The organism is Thermorudis peleae (assembly GCF_000744775.1).
In the GTDB taxonomy this organism is placed as follows: domain Bacteria; phylum Chloroflexota; class Chloroflexia; order Thermomicrobiales; family Thermomicrobiaceae; genus Thermorudis; species Thermorudis peleae.
In genome coordinates, this window is the sequence record NZ_JQMP01000004.1 from 538117 (window position 1) to 555509 (window position 17393).

Consider the following 17393-nt stretch of genomic DNA (forward strand, 5'->3'; position numbering starts at 1 on the left):
CGTGAGAATGCATCGCCTGACTTGGCTTCTCTGCCTTAGTGTGCTCACGATGCTTAGCGCGTGCCAGGGGCAACGACAGGCGGCAACGGCAACGGTTGTTCCTCAGCCAATTATCACAACGCCAACACCGACAACCCCATCGCCAGTCGCTACTCCAACGCTTTCCCCAACACCAACACCAACGCCAGTGCCAACCGTAACGCCGAGCCCTTCACCGACTCCGCAAAATCCGCTCTGGGCCTATACCATCGAAGGCTTACGCAATCGGCGTTATCCAGGAGGGACGATTACAATAACCCGTGTGCTTGAGCGCAACGCCGCGTATACACGGTATGCCATCACTTATCCAAGCGACGGCCTACGCATCACTGGCGTTATGCTTATCCCGAACGGGAGTGGACCATTCCCCGTCGTCATCCTCAACCATGGCTATATTCCACCAGACCAGTATTGGTCGGGAGCCGACACCGCGAACGAAGCGGACTACCTTGCGCGCCGAGGCTATCTCTGTATTGCTCCAGATTTCCGTGGATGGGGAGATTCTGATCCTGGGCCAAACTATTTCCGCACGGGTATTGTGATCGATGTGCTGAACCTTATCAGCTCTCTTCCATCACTCCCCCAGGCCGATCCACATCGCGTTGGGCTCTGGGGCCACAGCATGGGTGGAGGATTGGTAGCAAAAGCTATCACTGTTGATTCGCGGATTAAAGCAGCCGTTCTGTATGGCCCAGTGAGCGCCTATGACCTTGATAACATCCAGAAATGGGGCGATGGATTGAATGAGGCAAGTCCTGATCCTCTTGCCCAGGCGTATCGTGAAGCGGCACGCGATCCGATGTTCCTGCGCCAGACCTCGCCTTTATTCTTCTTCCACTATGTAACCGCTCCGGTGCAAATCCATCAGGGGCTCGCTGACACCGTTACGCCGCCACAATGGTCACAGGCCATTCGCGATGCACTCCTCGCTGCAGGCAAGAGCGTTGAATACTATGAGTACCCTGGTCAAGGTCATGCATTCCAAGGGACAAGTTGGCTGCTTTTCATGCAGCGCACAACCGCGTTCTTCGACCGCTATCTAAAGGGAACCGGCTCCTAGTACCTGTGGAAAACTCGACTGCGGGCTGATTGATGCGCTTGCTCCTCTTGGCGATCATCGAGTGGAGGTAAGTCAATCGGCCCATACCGTCGTATGAGCGCAGCATGAATCAAGAAATCAGCAAGTTTTGGATTCTTTGGTAATATTGGCCCATGCAGGTATGTGCCGATTGCATTTCGATAGCGGCACCCCTCAGTTCGATCTTCACCGTTGTTGCCAAAGCCTTTACGGACATACCCAAGCGGTCGGGCTTGCGGACCAAGAAACGTCCGGCCACTATGGTTTTCAAACCCAACGAGTTCACCAAAGTCGTCGCTTTGCACGACGATATTGCCAATCATCCGACGAGAGCCAGCGACAGTGTACGCATCAAAGATCCCAAGCCCTGGTAATCGCTCGCCCTCATGGGGTTGATAGTATTGGCCAAGGAGTTGATATCCGCCACAGATTGCCAGCAGTGGCGCGCCATCTTCAACAGCAGCACGCAACGCCTCGCCACTGGGACCTTGGAGGTCCCACGCAGCCGCAATCTGCTCACGATCTTGCCCACCGCCCCAAAAGAAAATGTCATATGCTGCTGCATTGAGCGAATCGCCACACGCATAGGTCGCAACATGCGCTTCAATGCCTCGCCAACGGCAGCGTTGCACAAGGGTTAGGATATTGCCCCGATCGCCGTAGATATTCATTGTGCGGCCGAAGAGCCAGCAAATGGTTACTTCCATCCCTCACTGCTCCCAAAATGCTGGCGCAGCGCCACGTGCCGCAAGATAACGACGGAGCGAAAGAAGCGCCGTATAGGTGGGCAGGACGTAGCCGCGCGCGCCAGGGGCCAGTCGCGCAACGAAGCGTTCGAACGCTTCTGGCAGTCTACCAAGCTCGTGCACGCGCGTCTCCGCAATACCAGCGTACTTGAGACGGAGAGCCATATCCGGGCCACGCAATCCACCGGTAAAGAATGAGGTATGCCATGCAGCAAGCGGCTCGAGATCAGCATCCCAGAGCCACGAGATATCGCGCCCGTCCGCATCAAGATCGTTAATCGCGAAAAAGAGTGGTGCTTCTGGACTTTTTGCGAGCGCTCGCACCACTTCATTCAAACCTGTCGGATTCTTAATCAGCAGAAAGATGATTTCACGCCCGTGGTAACAGACACGCTCAAGCCGTCCAAAAGCAGCGGTCATTTGAGCAAAGCCTTGAGCAATCGCTGACGGCGTGATTCCAAAGGTATGGGCAGCAGCAGCAGCAGCAATGACGTTATAGGCGTTGTACAGTCCGCCAAGAGGAACGGCCAACGGAATCTGGTCACCCTGAGGGATCGTGAGGCGCAGCTGAAGCCGATCAAGCCCCTCAAGCACGATCTCGTTCGCGCCATAATCGAGCCGGGGCCGAGTAAACCCACACCGTGGACACACGTATTCACCGAGATGCGAAAGGAATGCTTGGCGATATGTTAAAGCTGCCCCACAGCGGCGGCATGACAGGGCATCCGCAGCATGCGGAAGGCTTGGAAGCTGCTCTTCCGCTTCTAGAATGCCAAACGTAATCCGTGGCACAGGCAGAGTCTCGGTCATCACGGCCAGCGTAGGATCGTCTGCATTTACGAGGACGCAGCTTTCTGGTGGGAGCAATGCGAGGGCCTTGCTCCATCGACGAGCGATTGCATCGAGTTCGCCATATCGATCAAGTTGATCGCGAAAGAGGTTGAGCAAAACAACGAGGCGCGGGCGCGTTTGCGCCACGATTGCAGGGAACGCTGCCTCATCCGCTTCAAAGATGCCGAGATCGCCGCAGACGCGCCCGTTGAGACGCGTTTGTGCAGCGACCGCAGCGGTGACGCCACGGACAAGATTCGATCCTGAACGGTTATGGACTGGACGATAGCCAGCTGCAGCGGCAATCGTCGCGATTGCTCGAGCCGTAGTCGTCTTACCGTTTGTGCCGCTGACGACGATGACGCCATGGGGCAGCTGAGCGCTCAGCTTCGCTAATGCGCGCGGATCAATCCAATTTGCGACAAGACCAGGCAGCGCTGTCCCACCGCCATGGCCCAATCGGCGGATAACAGCGGCGCTTGCATGGCTCGCGGCGACAGCACTCAAGAGACGAATGTCCATGCTTCCTCACGCTAGGGCGATCCAGCAGCGCTCAGAATGACACTCACTGAGCGCAGCGCCCTAAAGTCTACAAGCGGCCGCACGGCGAGACGGAGTTCTCCAGCAGCCAGCTCACGCGAGCCGCCATAGACTGAACCAATGACGAGACCCGCGGGAATATGCGCTGTTCGCCCCGATGTGACAACAAGCTCCCCATCATGCACTGGCGTCTGCGGGTCAAGATGGCGCAACTCGAGCCTACCGCCCCCTTGTGGCCCTTCACCATAGAGTAGTCCTTCGGCCCCCGTATCTTGCAATCGCGCCCCAAGACGCATACTGGGATCTGTGAGCAAGGTTACCCGAGCACGATCGCTCTCAACTGCCGTTACAACCCCGACCAAGAAATTTGGGCTGACCACTGGCAATCCAACTTGCAATCCGGCATTTGCCCCACGATCAATGATGATCACCTGTTGCGTCGCATCGGGATCATAGGCGATGACTCGGGCCAGAACGAGCCGCAGCTCAGGATGTTGCTGCTGAAATCCCAGTTGGGCTTGAAGCTGGTCAACTTCTCGTTGCACCTCTTTGAGTTGGGCGTTTTCGGCTAAGAGCCGGTCACGTTCAGCTTGAAGCTGCGCGAGTTGCGCTTCGAGCTCACGTTCCCGCTGACTCGTCGGCCACGGGAGGTGGAGCGAAAGGGAAGAGAAAACACGCTCGACAGTGGCAGCTGCGCGATCTGCTGGCAGTCGGATAACAGTCAGCACATGTTGCCGATCGAGCAGAATGAGGAGCATGGCGGCAAGGAGAGAAAGTACTGTTAGGGCCACAACACGACGAGCAGGGATGACCATGTGCAGGCCAATAGTCCTTTGCTAGGTCGTTGTTGTCCGAGCGGGCACCCGCCGTTGGTTGCTGCCAGCAAGCGCACGCTGGTACAAGTGCAACGCCTCAGCCACACGTCCTGCCCCACGCGCAACACAGGTGAGCGGATCGTCTGCCAGATACACAGGCATTCGTAGTTCAGCTTGAAGTCGTTTATCGAGGCCAAGCAGCAAGGCACCACCACCAGCCAAGACGATGCCACGTTCCATAATGTCGGCGATCAATTCTGGTGGCGTTTCTTCAACGCATGTCTTCACAGCTTCAACGATCTGATTAACTGGCCCAGCAATCGCCTCACGAAGCTCAACACTGCTGACCTCAACTGACTTCGGCAAACCGGTAATCAGATCGCGCCCCCGCAGTACAACCCGGCGCTCTTCTTCAAGCGGATAGGCTGAGCCGGCAGCAATTTTTGCATTCTCGGCTGTTCGCTCACCGATGATCAGATCATGGTCCCGACGTGCATACTGCATGATCGCCTCATCGATCTCATCACCAGCGACACGGAGTGAGCGATTCACGACGATGCCACCAAGCGAGATTACGGCGACTTCCGTTGTGCCGCCACCAATGTCAACGATCATGCTGCCGACAGGCTCGTTGATTGGCAAGCCCGCACCAATCGCCGCGGCCATGGGCTCTTCAATCGTATAGGCCTCGCGCGCGCCAGCACTGAGCGCTGCATCCTTCGCCGCACGCTTCTCAACTTCGGTGACGCCACTTGGAACACCAATGACAACGCGCGGATGAGGAGTGATGAGCTGTTGGGCGTGAACCTTGCGAATGAAGTAGTGCAGCATCATCTCAACAATGTCAAAGTCGGCAATAACACCATCCTTGAGTGGACGAACAGCGACGATCGTCTCTGGCGTCTTGCCGACCATAGCCTTGGCTTCCACACCAACAGCCAAGGCACGCCGCGTCCGCTTATCGACAGCGACGACTGACGGCTCGGAAATAACAATCCCTTTGCCGCGAACGTAGACAAGCGTATTGGCTGTACCGAGGTCGATGCCCAGATCCCGGCTAAACAATCCAAAGAGTGCACTGAGCGGGCGGATCATGCTCCCTCGCCCCTCCCTTGGTTACGCAGGCCGGGCCACTCACCGTGATTCCTTCCTGACGCGCCTGACGCGCCATACCGCGTTCGGCCATTCCCCAGCACGTTTCCACCGCGTACACTTGCCCGTGGTTGAGCGCCCGGCGCGCCCACGCCTCGACTTTACCGGAAAATGCCGCGTCCTGCAACACTGCTACTACGGGCTTGAGCAGGATACTCGACAGAGGATGAGCATTTGTGGAAACTTTTCAGTGCATGCTTTATCGATGCTGAAACATTCCCACACAAGCTCGCTCTCTTCATTACGTCCTGCGGCTCTATTGGGTGTGGGCAGAGTAATAGACACCATACCAGAATGCGGGAGCAGAGTCGTGTCACAATCATTGCCTGAGCAACTGCAGCACCAGCGTGCCCACCTCTCTGACGTCGTGGAACAGACCATCTATGCCATTATCAACCCTGCAGCCGGGAGTGGACGGGCAGGGCGGACCTGGCCACGCCTACGACACGAACTCACAGCACTTGGGTTCACTGTTCATGACGTACTGACCGAAGCCCCGGGCCAGGCAATTCGATTAGCGGAACAACTCGTCACTGCAGGAGCCCGTGAGCTCATTGTTGTCGGTGGCGACGGGACACTCAACGAAGTCGTCAACGGGATTATTGATTTCCAAGGGCGACCGCGACGCCGTGATCTCGTTATTACCCCTGTGCCATGTGGTACGGGCCGAGACTTCGCCCGGCTTTTTGGAATTACGCGACCCGAGCAGCTTGCTTCATTGTTGCTCAACGGCGAGCGATGTCAGGTCGATGTTGGCGTACTCGACTTTCGCACACCTGATGGCAATCTTGCCCGTCGCTGCTTTGTCAATATGGCGGACATTGGGCTCGGCGCCGAGACAGCGGCCTGGGTCAGCACCTCAACAAAGCGGCTTGGCGGCTTCCTCAGCTACCTCATCGGAGCGGGCCGCACCATTCTCCGTCACCGAAGTCATCCATTGGAGTTGAGCGTCGATGGCGTGGTCGTCTATCGCGGGCCAGCGATGATGGTTGCACTTGCCAACGGCCGTTTCCACGCTGGCGGCATGCGGCTCGCTCCGATGGCATCGGTCTCAGACGGCCGGCTCGAAGTCTTCGTTCTGCGCGACGTTCCGCGGCGCGAACTGCTCTTTCGTCTCTTACCCGCTGTCTACCGTGGACGTCACGTTGGGCACCCAGCAGTCCAGCATTGGCAGGGGCAAGTCGTCACAATTCACGCACACGTTCCGCTCCGCATCGAAATGGACGGTGAGCAGCCTGGCACAACCGATGTGACGGCTGGAGTCCTGCACCGAGTACTCACCGTACGCGTGCCACGCGGTAGCTGTCAACGAGAGCATCCCGTCTAAGGGACAAACTGCAGACGCAACGCTTCTGCCATTCCCTGCCACAAACATTATGTCTTCTCAAAAATCAAAGACTACGGTGGGGAATATGCATATGTTTCATCGAGTACCAGAGGGGCAATGTGGTTCTCTCATCGCAATGACCTTTCTCGCAATCTCACTACGTGGGGAGAGTATACAGGCATCCCTATGCCGAACAGTTGGCACAATTGACCTCTGACTTGGCTATCTGCCACAATCAGAAGGGCTTGGCCGCTTGAGCGTCAAGCTCAGAGCGAAGAAGGACAGAGGTGGTGATAAGAAGCATGAGTGGCGGAGTTTCAGCGCAGCTCATTGCGTTGAATTTTATTGCGAAGGATGAAGGTCCAGGAACGTTTACGATTATTGGCGAGCAAAGTACGCCACACCTGCGCTGGTTCGCTGAAGGGCTGCGAAATGCATTAATCCGCCAGGGGCATGAATACACTGAGCAACCGATTCCTGACATTCGGCTGGTTCTTAATGTCTTCCCACATGACAAACCAAAGCCATATCGCCGGAAGGCACAGGCGACCTTTGTCGTTGGCATTACCGAGTTTGCCCAGCGACCAGCTGATATTCTCGTCGCAGGCTATCCGTACCTTCTGTATTCGTTAGCGAACCTTGTTATTCTCCTTGTTCCAACTGCAGACGGTCAGAGTGTTGAAGCCCGGTTCATTACGCTTGAACGCGGCAACTACGGCATTCCATATGTCCCAGGACAGGATGAGCAATTCTTCGAGGCGATTTACCAGCGGCTTTATCCGCTCGCCTCTTCGCACCTTGTGATCAACAATGTTTTCAAGACTGACCTTGAACCAGAGTTGTGGAATGGCGATGAAATTACTGCGCAGATTACGCGCGCTGGCAAGCGCCTCGACGCGATGAACCTCCTCCCAGCTCCCTTCCCAGTCGAGGAGTTTCTCAGCGAGAAAGAGTTGCGACACGTCCGGCGATTGTATGGCATTGGTGGGCTAAGCTACGGCAACCTGAGTGCTCGCAAAGACCGAACACGTTTCTGGATGAGTGCCAGCGGCGTTGATAAGTCCAAGCTAGAAGTAGTCGGGCAAGACATCTTGATGGTTTCAGGTTTCGACCCCACGATCCCAGCGATTATCTTAAGCGTCCCGCCGAACATCAAACCGCGTCGCGTTTCCGTTGATGCCATCGAGCATTGGATGATCTACCAGCAGCACCCAGAGATTGGTGCCATTATGCATGTCCATGCTTGGATGGACGGGATTCGCTCGACAGAGATTAACTATCCATGCGGGACACTCGAATTGGCTCAGGCTGTCTCGAACCTGCTCGCGCAGGAGCCCGATCCTGGCCATGCGGTGATCGGCCTGAAGAATCACGGGGTTACGATCACGGGCGAGAGCTTAGATGAGATCTTTGAACGCGTGGGCGATAAGATTATCCCACAAGTACCGATGACGTAATCGTGCAGCGGCTGCCAGCTGCTTAGGCGCCGGCAGCCGCTGGGTCAAAGGCAAATACCGCTTTGATGACGCCCGCACTGCCCTTTTGCGTGACAGTCGCAAGGGCAGTGCGATAGTTTTTCAGATCAAATCGGTGCGTGACGAGCGATCCAAGCTCAACCTTGCGCTCGGCCATCAACTTCAGGGCAAGCTCCATCGTATGCCCGCGCCAGTTTCCGACCTGCTCATGGGCATATGCCATCTCGCCGCAAACGTGCAACTCATGTAGCCAAACCGGTGTCCAATCGACGCCATGCGGCGTTGAAGCCAAACCAACTAAGACGACAGTGCCACCAGCACGCGTGAGCCGGAATGCGTCATCAACGGTGCGGCTTGATCCGACGCAATCGAAGACGAGATCAGCACCACCTTGTACGAGCGGTCGGCCGATGAGCGGATGGAGGATGGCTGCACCAGTAAGACGAGCAACCTGCCGATAAAGATCATCAGGATCACGAGCGCGGAGCACAATATCCGCCCCTAAACGCTCCGCTTCCTTCGCCTGGAACGGATACCGTGCCGTAATGAGGATGCGCGCCTTCGATCCCAACGCTCGGAGCGCGGCAACCGTGAGCAAGCCAATGATGCCTGCACCAAGGACGAGCACTGTTGCCGTATCGTCTGGCCAATGGCGCAAGACAGCATGCAACGCCACGGCAAACGGCTCGGCCAATACCGCTTCTTCATCTGAAAGGACATCAGGCACAGGCAGCACTTGCGATTGGTGCGCGACAAAGAGCGGGCTCCAACTCCCACCAGTGTCACGGCAAAAGCCGATCATCGTTCCAGCGGAAATCGCTCCCTCGTGGAACCGCAGGCAGAGATTGGTTTCACCGCGCGCACAGTTCGGGCAACGGTCACTGAAGCCGCGAGGCTCACAGCTCAACACCGGATTCACAACGACGCGCTGCCCTGGACGCACCGCCGTCACGCTTGCCCCGCATTCGGTCACGATGCCAACGTTCTCGTGCCCCAGGGTAAATGGCAGCGAGGTAATGGCCGACATAACCGGGCTTTGATGGAGCATGATCGTACCAAGATCACTGCCGCAGATGCCGCCGTAACGGGTTGCAATCCGTACCCAAGAGGAAGCAGGCAACGATGGCGGGGGGACATCGCGAAGTTGCAGGCACGACCACGACGCCCAGTATGCTCGGCGTCGAATGCGTCCAAGGACTTTTGTCAGTCCGTAACGCGGCAGACTGTCCGTAAACTGTAACGCAAGCATCCGCTACCGCGCTCCCGCACCACGCACCACGCGCCCAGGCAAAGCCCCGGCGTGGCGTCCGTCAGCGACCACGCGCACGCCATTGATCCAGACGTCACGAATACCGACAGACAATTGATGCGGGTCGGTGAAGGTCGCCCGGTCAGCAACTTGCTGCGGATCAAAAACCACGACGTCAGCAAAAAATCCTGGGCGAATTTGCCCACGATCGCGAAGGCCAAGGCGGTCAGCGACAGCGCTACTCATCTTTCTCACAGCATCCTCGAGCGTGAGCACCCGTTCCTCACGGACGTAATATCCCAAGACTCGAGTATACGTACCATACGCGCGCGGATGGACAGGGCCATGCTCGGCCGCCCAGGCCGGATCGAGTCCACCAGCATCGGTCGAGATCTTGATCCATGGCTGCTGAAGTTGGAGGCGAATATTTTGCTCGTCCATCATAAAGTAGACCGTTGGAATATTTCGGCCCTCGATCGCAAGCAAATCGAGCGCGGCATCGAGCCAGTCCTGTCCCCGCATCGCTGCAATCTCTGCAAGGCGCTTGCCGACATAGGGACGCAGGCTTGGGTGTTCCATACCAACTGGCATGACCCCTTCAGGGCCAGCGAGATCAGCAAGCGGCTCCCAATCACCAGACACGTGCAGGGTCGCAGCTCGAATCTCGGCGCGGAATGCTGGATCGTTAAGGCGTGTATAGAAATCTGGAAGAGCGGTGTAGCGCGGCGGCAGGACCGAAGCAAGACCAGTTCCGGCGGCCTGATAGGGATACATATCAGCGGTAACATCAAGTCCCGCAGCGCGCGCCGCTTCAATGCGGGCGATCGCTTCAGGCGCTTTTGCCCAGTTGCGTCGTCCAGCTGCTTTGAGGTGATAAATTTCGACTGGCAGGCCCGCTTCGCGGCCAATCCGGAACGCTTCGTCCAATGCAGGGAAGAGCTGGTCTGCTTCAGATCGCAAGTGGGTAATGTAGAGCCCTCCATAGCGGGCAACGACGCGACAGAGATAGATGATCTCCTCAGTCGTCGCAAAGACATCGGGCGGATAAATCAGTGCATACGCAACGCCAAACGCCCCGTCCTCCATTGCCTCGGCAACAACGCGTTGCATCAGAGTGAGCTCATCCGGCGTTGCAGGAGTAGGATCAAAGCCCTTGGCATATTGCCGCACTGTCCCACCAGCAATGAACGACCCAATATTCGGCGAAACACCATGACGGGCAAGTGCATCAAGCCAATCGCCAAACCGACGCCAGTTTCTCGCTTCTTCCTGCCAGCCTGTCAGGCGACGCGCAAAGCCGCTTATGGGAATTGGTTCAGCGATACGTCCCCCAAAGGGAGCTGGCGTCCAGCCTTCTCCCATGATCTCAGTCGTGACACCCTGAAGCACTTTTGAGAGAGATCGGCCATCGATCATCAACGGAACGATTGAATGGCTCTGAATATCAATAAATCCGGGACAAACAACCATCCCGCTCGCGTCAACGACTGCCTCGGCATACGCTGAGGGAAACTGGCCCGGCGGCACAACTGCCGCAATCCGATCTCCATCAAGCAGGACATCCGCGTAAAACCAAGGGTTTCCCGTTCCGTCAACAACCCGCCCGTTTTGAATGAGGGTCTGGACAGCCATTGGTACGCAGGTAACCTTCCACTCCAACCCACTGAACGCCTCTGCGCATCATACCGCGATGAGGCTGCATTGTGCTGCTAGAGTATCCGAATGCGCTGAACTGTATCGCCTTCACGTTGCTTTAACTGGGCAATGATCGACGAGGCGGCTTCAGTCAGTTGTTGGCCAAGAGCGGGAAACACACTCACTGGGTCTTCCCGCTGTGTCAAGACCCGCTCTAACCCGCGACCAATGATGTCAAACCCATTCGGTATCCATTCTCGTGCTGGATCACATTGGCGCGCTTGGGGTAATTGCTCTACGGCCGTCCGGAAGTTTGGTCGCTGCTGGTAAAACTGTGTCATTAGTGTTCCTTCAACAGCCGAACGACGCACTGGCATGTATCCGGTATTCTGCGACCAAAATGCTGTGATTTCTGGTGAGGTTGCAAAGGCTATGTAGCGAAAGGCAGCCTGCTGGACTTCGACAGGCTTCCCTTTGAGAATGGCAAGGCCTGATCCACCGGTACAACAACCGAAGCCCGCAGGCCCTTTCGGGAGCTTGGCCGTTCCAACGGGGAACGGGGCATTGCGTTCATAGTTTGCAAGGTTCGCTGTCGTCTGCATGACAGCCGCAGTTCCACCATTGAGAAACGCTGCATCAATATCCCCCGAGGGTATCGCCCATCCTTCGCTGAGCGGACGCAAGAGGAACGACTGTCCTGCTGCAATCGCAGGAGCCTCCTGAATGTGAATGCCGAGCGCCTCATCCGAGTAACGTCCACCCCATTGCCAGACGATTGGCTGGAAGAGCCAGGAGATAAGCGAAGTGAGATTGCCAGGGGTATTCCCGGCTCCTGTTGGCATGGCAAATGCAGAGCGACTCACATTGCCCCCGCGTTGCTGAACGAGCTTCGGTGCCCACTGAGCAAACTCCTCCCATGTTTCTGGACCGCGGTCTGGCAATCCTGCTTCCTGCCATGCCGTCTTGTTGTAATAGAAGATCGGCGTGGAGCGCGCAAACGGTACCCAATAGACTTCGCCATGACGAGTTCCTTCATTCAAGAGCGGGCCAACATAGTCCTGTAAATCGATTCCGGCTTGAGCAAAGAATGAGGAAAGTGGTTGCAAGACATCGTTGAGATAAAAACGGAACCACCAGTTATCTGCTAACAACACGAGGTCGGGTGTTTGCTTTGCCGCGATCGCCTGAAGCAGCTTCTGCCCCGTATCATCGTAGCTGCCCTGAAATTGATAGACCACTTCAACATCCGATTGCGCAGCGTGAAAGCGCTGCACTATTTCCTGTACGAGCTTTCCACGCTCACCACCAAATGCATCCCAGTAGACGACGGTAACTTTTGAGCCATGCTGGGTAATGGTGGCCGGCATTCCGAGCGTAACAGTGGCCGCTGGGGCCGCCGTCATGGCTTGGCTATTCAGTCCTGATGAAGAAACAGGCTTTGATGGTGTCATCGCTGTACTGTGACAGGCAGTGAGTAGAGCTGTCGTTCCTTGAGCAGCTATCAGCCCGAGAAGCTGGCGACGCGACATGCGCGCACAGTGGCACCAACGAGGAAATGTGTCTTCGCGTTTCAGTACCTGATCGGCCATTGCTCCCCCTTTCCTCAGCGAGGAGCCTAATCAAGGGAGAGCAACGCAGTATTGCAGACGTGTAAAAGCATGGTCGGACTTCTTGGAACCAGTGTTACTCACGAAGATGTGGGGGAAGCTGTTGGGGAGAGAACTCGTTGGGCATCGTGCAATGCTTCTGCGAAGGCCACAAGATCATTTGCCGTCCAGGTCGCAGCTGTAGCTTGGAGCGCTACTAACTGATAATGTATGGGACCATCGCTCCAACTCGCAGTCGCAGGCCAACCACTCGTTGGATCATTGGTCCAGCAGATGAGTCCAATCGCGCTTTCCTGGCACTGCGATGGGCTTGGCGCAACGGTCGATAGCAACGGGCCACGCGTCTGTACTACGCGAAGGACAACGTAATCGCTCGCAAACGCGAGCTGCACTGATCCAGTTGGTGTCTGAAATGCTGACAGCAGTTGCAGGCCATCTGGCAGTGGGCGTGACAGGGTAAGGTCAGCGACGTGATCGGCCGAGCCATCAACTGCTTGAAAGACCAGCGCTTGATGAAATACCACGCCGTCAATAAACACGGCATAGCAACCTGGCTGGTTGAGTGCACCCTCCATTCGCCAGCTTGCCCAGCCATCTGCCTGTGATTGCAGATCGTGCGGGAGCAGTAAGAGTCCACTGCTCTCGGCGCTTGCCCCCTCACCGCCGAGGAGCACTTGCCCCTGCCCGTCTAATGGGACGCCGCGAATCAACACCGGACCACGATATCCCGGTGCAAGGTGCCAGGCGATCGGGAAGGTGTACCAGCCGGTTCCATCAGCGTGCGCGACTGGCCCACCGAGGTTGATCACAGCATCAGGGCCAAACTCGGCATATGCTGGACTTGTTCCAACGGCGCGGCCAAACGCCCAAGCCGAACGCGGACAAACACCACTCTTGCCCTGTGTTTCGGGGCTTTCAAGCGGACGTTGTCGCAACGCGGTGTTCAGTAATTGTACCGGCGTCTGTGGCACCGTGGTTACTGGCGCATCGGTCATCGTCAAGCCACGAACACGCTCCTGCTGACAATCAAGGACAAAGAGCAAAACCGCAGGTTTGGCCGGAATGTCAACGGCTTGGCGCACTGCGGCAAGCATGAGCAGGGCTGTATTCGCCGTTGTTGTGCGCCCACGCAGATCAACAAGCTCGAGGGGGACGATTTGTTCATTCTGGGTATGGCGCGCGAGCACATACCGTACAAACTCATCCGGTTGCGTCGTAAATGTTGCGGTGGTGAGTTGGGTGAGATCTCGTGGAACAACAGCAAACCACTCATCGCTCGCTTCCGGCTGCGTTAATAGCGCCTGAAGTTGCCTCGCATCACCAGCATTAATGGCTGTGATGAATTGTCGGGCAAGCCCAACAAGCTGCGCTTCACTGCAACTGGCTGGAAGCAGAAAAGGTGTCAGAGACGGTGTGGGCAGAGGACGAAGCGTCGGCACGGGCGAAGGCGTTGCCGTTGCAGTTATTCGCGGTGATGTTGCAGTCACCTCCTGGTGAGCTGTTGGCGTCGGTACAGCCGTTACTGACTGGCTCACACATCCGGACAAGGCAAGGAGGAGCAGGATGACGAGTGTGCGTTGAATGCTTGCCCCCTGCCCCGCAGAGCGCGGCGGCACGCTGGCCTTTCCCCCTTCACTGATGGATCCAGACTAATGTACCGACCGGCGCCCAGGAATAGATCCACGCTGCTGCATCAAGCGGGAGGTTGACACACCCGTGGCTCATGACATGTCCGAAATTATGGTGCCAATACGTTCCATGTAACGCATATCCGTCAAGGAAGTAGAGCACGTCAGGAACACGCGGCAGGTAGTAATAGTCGATTCCGGGTGTCCCACCTTGCATATCGTCGTACGGTAGCTTGCGATAAACACGGAACATGCCGGTCGGTGTTGGATGTGCCGGCACACCGGTAGATACATACGTTCCAAAGACAAGCGTGCCGTATTCCCATGCACGCAGATACTGATGCGAAAGATCGACCTCCACCCACTTGGGCTCATTCACCGGAGCTCCCGGTGGCGGAACACGTACAGTTGTTGGATCATCAAGCCAGAGAGCCGGATCATACGTCGGTGTATCTGCCGACTGAGGAATGGGTGCCGTATCAACACCATTGGCATTCGCCAGGGTGCGGCCAAGAAGGCTTATTTGAATCTCATATGGTGTGCCGGCAAGTTCTGGCCACCACTCAAAGCGCGCACGCTCGAAATACTGGACGACTCGCCCTTCTTCTGTCAGCTCTTCACTAATCGGATAACCAAAGATGCGGACTCCACCATGGGCATTCCAGAATGAACGGAAGCCATTGCAGAGCCGATGCTGTGTCTGTGGGAAATACTCACACGCGGCATCACTCTGTGCCTGTACTGGCCGGAATGCAGGCTCATCCATTCGACCAGCAGTTAATAAGCTGCCAAGACGCCGTAACTGCACCTGCCAACCCGGTGGCGCCTCAGGATGCCATTCAAAGACAGCACGCTCGAAGTACTGTACCGTCACACCCTGCTCATTACGTTCTTCGCTAATCGGATAGCCAAAAACTGTTACACCGCCATTATTCAGCCAATACTGCAGGAAACCATAGCTGAGCGTATGGCCAGTCTGTGGGAAATAGACTCGATCAGGCTCAGCTGCACCCGCACTGGAGGCACCGAAGGAAAACTGGGCAACGACCACGAGGGCCAATACACTGACTATGATGCCTATTCGGCTCCGCATGACGCACTCCTTCCGCGCCCCAGTACTCTCTCTATTCTGTCATACGTTCACTCTCATGCGGAGGCTCTCCTGGTAGGATTGACGGGGCACTCTCACCCATTGGGATAGACTGCGGTGTCGTTTCTTCTGTTCCCTCCTCACTGGCTGAGGCCACGACCTGATCAACCGCTGCTTCAGGAACGGCGGTGCTCTCACCGAACCAATGCAACTGCACCGCCTCTAGGGACTCGGGTGGATGCAGGCCAAAAATAGTGGCGTAGAAACTATGCTCAAGCACTAAACAGCGGCGAATTGTCTCAGCACGACGGAATCCGTGGCCTTCGCCCTCAAAAACGTAATAGGCATATGGCAGATGATGACGCTCAAGCGACTGCACCATGATTTCTGCCTGCTCCGGAGGGACCACGCGATCATCTGCACCTTGCAAGAGCAAGACCGGGGCGCGGAGATGGTCAATCGCATAGAGAGGAGAGCGCTCACGATAGCGCTCCGCCTGATCAGGATATGGGCCAATGAGGCCATCAAGATAACGCGACTCAAATTTATGCGTTGTTTTCGCCAATGCCTCCAGGTCGGCCACTCCATAGTAACTTGTCCCGGCAGCAAACACGTCACTCACGGTCAGCGCGCGAAGCGTGGTATAGCCACCAGCTGACCCACCGCGGATCGCCACTCGGGAGCTATCGACTACCCCTTGCTCGGTAAGATACCGGACAGCGTTCACACAGTCAGCGACGTCAACAATTCCCCATCGTTCACGCAAGCGCTCACGATAGGCCCGTCCATAGCCACTGCTGCCACCGTAATTGACGTCGATGACAGCGAAGCCTCGACTTGTCCAGTACTGAATCACGGGCGAGAATGCTGGGCGCACATGGCCGGTCGGTCCGCCGTGGCAAAAGACGATCAACGGAGGACGTGTCTCATCGTGTGGCAGTTCAACAGTCGGATTCTTCGGACGATAGAAGAAGCCATAGGCTGTTTGCTCATCTTCAGTGGGAAACGCAATCACATCAGGCTCGCTGATCCACGTTGACTCGGGCTGGGCATCGGAAGCCTGGCGGATCACCTGCCATGTCCCGTCCTGGAGCGAGAACTCGACCAGGGCCTGCGGGAACGCAGGGCTACTCGCGATGAGCCAGAGCCGGCTCGAATCAGACGGATCGGCAGTCAGTCGTAGAAGAGCTCGCCAGGGAACTTCAACCCATTGCACAGCACCTTCGGGATCAACGCGGATCAGACGATCCTCGCCGCGATCTGTGACGATTGCCGCAATGTACCCGTCATGAAAGACGACGTATCGCGACTGGCCAAAGGTCCAATGAGGCTCGCCAATTTCTGCCTCAAGTTGAGTGACTTGCTCAATGACGCCATTGCGAGGATGCCAGCGATAGAGATTCCACCAGCCGGTACGATCAGAGAGAAAATAGAGCGTCCCATCGGGAGCCCAAAGCGGCTGCGTGATTGATTCTTGTCGGCCGCCGGCAAGCAACCACGGCGTCCGAACGTTTCCCACCTCATCAAGGCGCCCAACCCATAACTCCGTGCCATCCCATGGCATGTTCGGATGATTCCACGTTAGCCAACACAGCCAGTCTCCATCGGGGCTGATGCGCGGTGCAGCATAGAAATCGTTGCCACTCACAATCACCTTGGGCTCAGCGCTGCCATCTGTTGGCAAAGCAACAAGCTCATTGAACACACCGCCAGATTCATGCCGCTCCCGGACAGCAAGAAGCCACTGACCATTAGGCGTTACGCGGCCATCAGCATACCGATAGCCCGCTAACACAGGGGGATCGGGAGTAATTGGCTTTGGCGGTTCATCAGGGTCCAACCGATAGAGCCGCTGGTCATAAAAATGGCTAAAGAAGGCAGTAGCACCGTGCACAGTGAACGCACCACCGCCATATTCATGGACACGAGTACGGACATCATAGGCAGGCGGCACGACGTCGCGCGGCTCATGTCCTGGAGCAAGGGCAACCAGCACCGATCGCCCCTGCTCTTCTGGGCGACTCTCAAGCCACCAGAGTTGTCCTGCACCCCACTGCGCCTCTGTGATCGTCCGACTTGCTTGGACAACCCAGTCAGCTGTTAACGCTGATGGCCATTCACCATAGGCGGCCTGTTGCCGCTCTGCCATACTGCATCTCCTCTCCGGCAGACAGCCTGTTT

General features: G+C 56.7%; 13 protein-coding genes. 3 read left to right on the forward strand and 10 right to left on the reverse strand.

The annotated features are described in order from the left end of the window. The first annotated feature begins 7 nt into the window (after positions 1-7). Positions 8-1099, forward strand: coding sequence for an alpha/beta hydrolase family protein (locus tag N675_RS12375; RefSeq protein ID WP_051914724.1), 1092 nt, complete (start codon positions 8-10; stop codon positions 1097-1099). Here the strand turns inward: N675_RS12375 and N675_RS12380 are convergent. From N675_RS12380 to N675_RS12395, 4 genes are read right to left on the reverse strand one after another with little or no spacing between them, the layout of a single operon-like run. Beyond that, positions 1096-1824 (reverse strand): type 1 glutamine amidotransferase, encoded by a 729-nt coding sequence (locus tag N675_RS12380; protein WP_038040336.1) that lies wholly within the window; start codon positions 1822-1824, stop codon positions 1096-1098. The genes N675_RS12375 and N675_RS12380 overlap by 4 nt on opposite strands. Positions 1825-1827: 3 nt before the next feature. Beyond that, entirely contained in the window at positions 1828-3216 is a 1389-nt protein-coding gene (locus tag N675_RS12385; RefSeq protein ID WP_038040337.1) for a MurT ligase domain-containing protein, read from the reverse strand. Between the two features lie 11 nt (positions 3217-3227). Next, positions 3228-4049: a rod shape-determining protein MreC gene (gene mreC / locus N675_RS12390; protein ID WP_038040338.1), complete on the reverse strand. Its 822-nt coding sequence runs from the start codon at positions 4047-4049 to the stop codon at positions 3228-3230. A gap of 21 nt (positions 4050-4070) precedes the next feature. Beyond that, positions 4071-5144: a rod shape-determining protein gene (locus tag N675_RS12395; RefSeq protein ID WP_038040339.1), complete on the reverse strand. Its 1074-nt coding sequence runs from the start codon at positions 5142-5144 to the stop codon at positions 4071-4073. Between the two features lie 367 nt (positions 5145-5511). On the opposite strand from N675_RS12395, the gene N675_RS12400 reads away from it, so the two are divergent. Together N675_RS12400 and N675_RS12405 are read left to right on the forward strand one after the other, a co-directional pair. Then, positions 5512-6528 carry a diacylglycerol/lipid kinase family protein gene (locus N675_RS12400; RefSeq protein ID WP_231578038.1) on the forward strand — a complete coding sequence of 339 codons (1017 nt, stop codon included), beginning with the start codon at positions 5512-5514 and terminating at the stop codon, positions 6526-6528. Positions 6529-6818: 290 nt separating this feature from the next. After that, positions 6819-7985 (forward strand): class II aldolase/adducin family protein, encoded by a 1167-nt coding sequence (locus N675_RS12405; RefSeq protein ID WP_231578039.1) that lies wholly within the window; start codon positions 6819-6821, stop codon positions 7983-7985. A 22-nt stretch (positions 7986-8007) separates the two neighbouring features. Here the strand turns inward: N675_RS12405 and N675_RS12410 are convergent, their stop codons facing one another. The 6 genes from N675_RS12410 to N675_RS12435 form a co-directional block, all read right to left on the reverse strand. Further along, positions 8008-9252, reverse strand: coding sequence for a zinc-dependent alcohol dehydrogenase (locus tag N675_RS12410; RefSeq protein WP_038040340.1), 1245 nt, complete (start codon positions 9250-9252; stop codon positions 8008-8010). A 3-nt stretch (positions 9253-9255) separates the two neighbouring features. Beyond that, complete coding sequence (locus N675_RS12415) at positions 9256-10884, reverse strand: N-acyl-D-amino-acid deacylase family protein (protein WP_038040344.1); 1629 nt, start codon at positions 10882-10884, stop codon at positions 9256-9258. A gap of 77 nt (positions 10885-10961) precedes the next feature. Continuing rightward, positions 10962-12476 carry an ABC transporter substrate-binding protein gene (locus N675_RS12420; protein ID WP_231578040.1) on the reverse strand — a complete coding sequence of 505 codons (1515 nt, stop codon included), beginning with the start codon at positions 12474-12476 and terminating at the stop codon, positions 10962-10964. A 98-nt stretch (positions 12477-12574) separates the two neighbouring features. Next, positions 12575-14110, reverse strand: coding sequence for a hypothetical protein (locus N675_RS12425; RefSeq protein ID WP_038040347.1), 1536 nt, complete (start codon positions 14108-14110; stop codon positions 12575-12577). A gap of 16 nt (positions 14111-14126) precedes the next feature. Continuing rightward, a complete protein-coding gene (locus tag N675_RS12430) occupies positions 14127-15215 on the reverse strand; it encodes a L,D-transpeptidase (protein ID WP_038040350.1) in 1089 nt (362 codons plus the stop codon). A 31-nt stretch (positions 15216-15246) separates the two neighbouring features. Then, on the reverse strand, positions 15247-17361 hold the full coding sequence (locus tag N675_RS12435; protein ID WP_081887105.1) for a S9 family peptidase: 2115 nt from the start codon (positions 17359-17361) through the stop codon (positions 15247-15249). Positions 17362-17393: the final 32 nt, after the last annotated feature.

Excerpts from the sequence above, each read along its gene's own strand:
- N675_RS12410 (WP_038040340.1), bottom strand. The coding sequence starts at position 9,252 with ATGCTTGCGTTACAGTTTACGGACAGTCTGCCGCGTTACGGACTGACA.
- N675_RS12395 (WP_038040339.1), bottom strand. The coding sequence starts at position 5,144 with ATGATCCGCCCGCTCAGTGCACTCTTTGGATTGTTTAGCCGGGATCTG.
- N675_RS12415 (WP_038040344.1), bottom strand. The coding sequence starts at position 10,884 with ATGGCTGTCCAGACCCTCATTCAAAACGGGCGGGTTGTTGACGGAACG.
- N675_RS12380 (WP_038040336.1), bottom strand. The coding sequence starts at position 1,824 with ATGGAAGTAACCATTTGCTGGCTCTTCGGCCGCACAATGAATATCTAC.
- N675_RS12385 (WP_038040337.1), bottom strand. The coding sequence starts at position 3,216 with ATGGACATTCGTCTCTTGAGTGCTGTCGCCGCGAGCCATGCAAGCGCC.
- mreC (WP_038040338.1), bottom strand. The coding sequence starts at position 4,049 with ATGGTCATCCCTGCTCGTCGTGTTGTGGCCCTAACAGTACTTTCTCTC.
- N675_RS12430 (WP_038040350.1), bottom strand. The coding sequence starts at position 15,215 with ATGCGGAGCCGAATAGGCATCATAGTCAGTGTATTGGCCCTCGTGGTC.
- N675_RS12420 (WP_231578040.1), bottom strand. The coding sequence starts at position 12,476 with ATGGCCGATCAGGTACTGAAACGCGAAGACACATTTCCTCGTTGGTGC.
- N675_RS12435 (WP_081887105.1), bottom strand. The coding sequence starts at position 17,361 with ATGGCAGAGCGGCAACAGGCCGCCTATGGTGAATGGCCATCAGCGTTA.
- N675_RS12375 (WP_051914724.1), top strand. The coding sequence starts at position 8 with ATGCATCGCCTGACTTGGCTTCTCTGCCTTAGTGTGCTCACGATGCTT.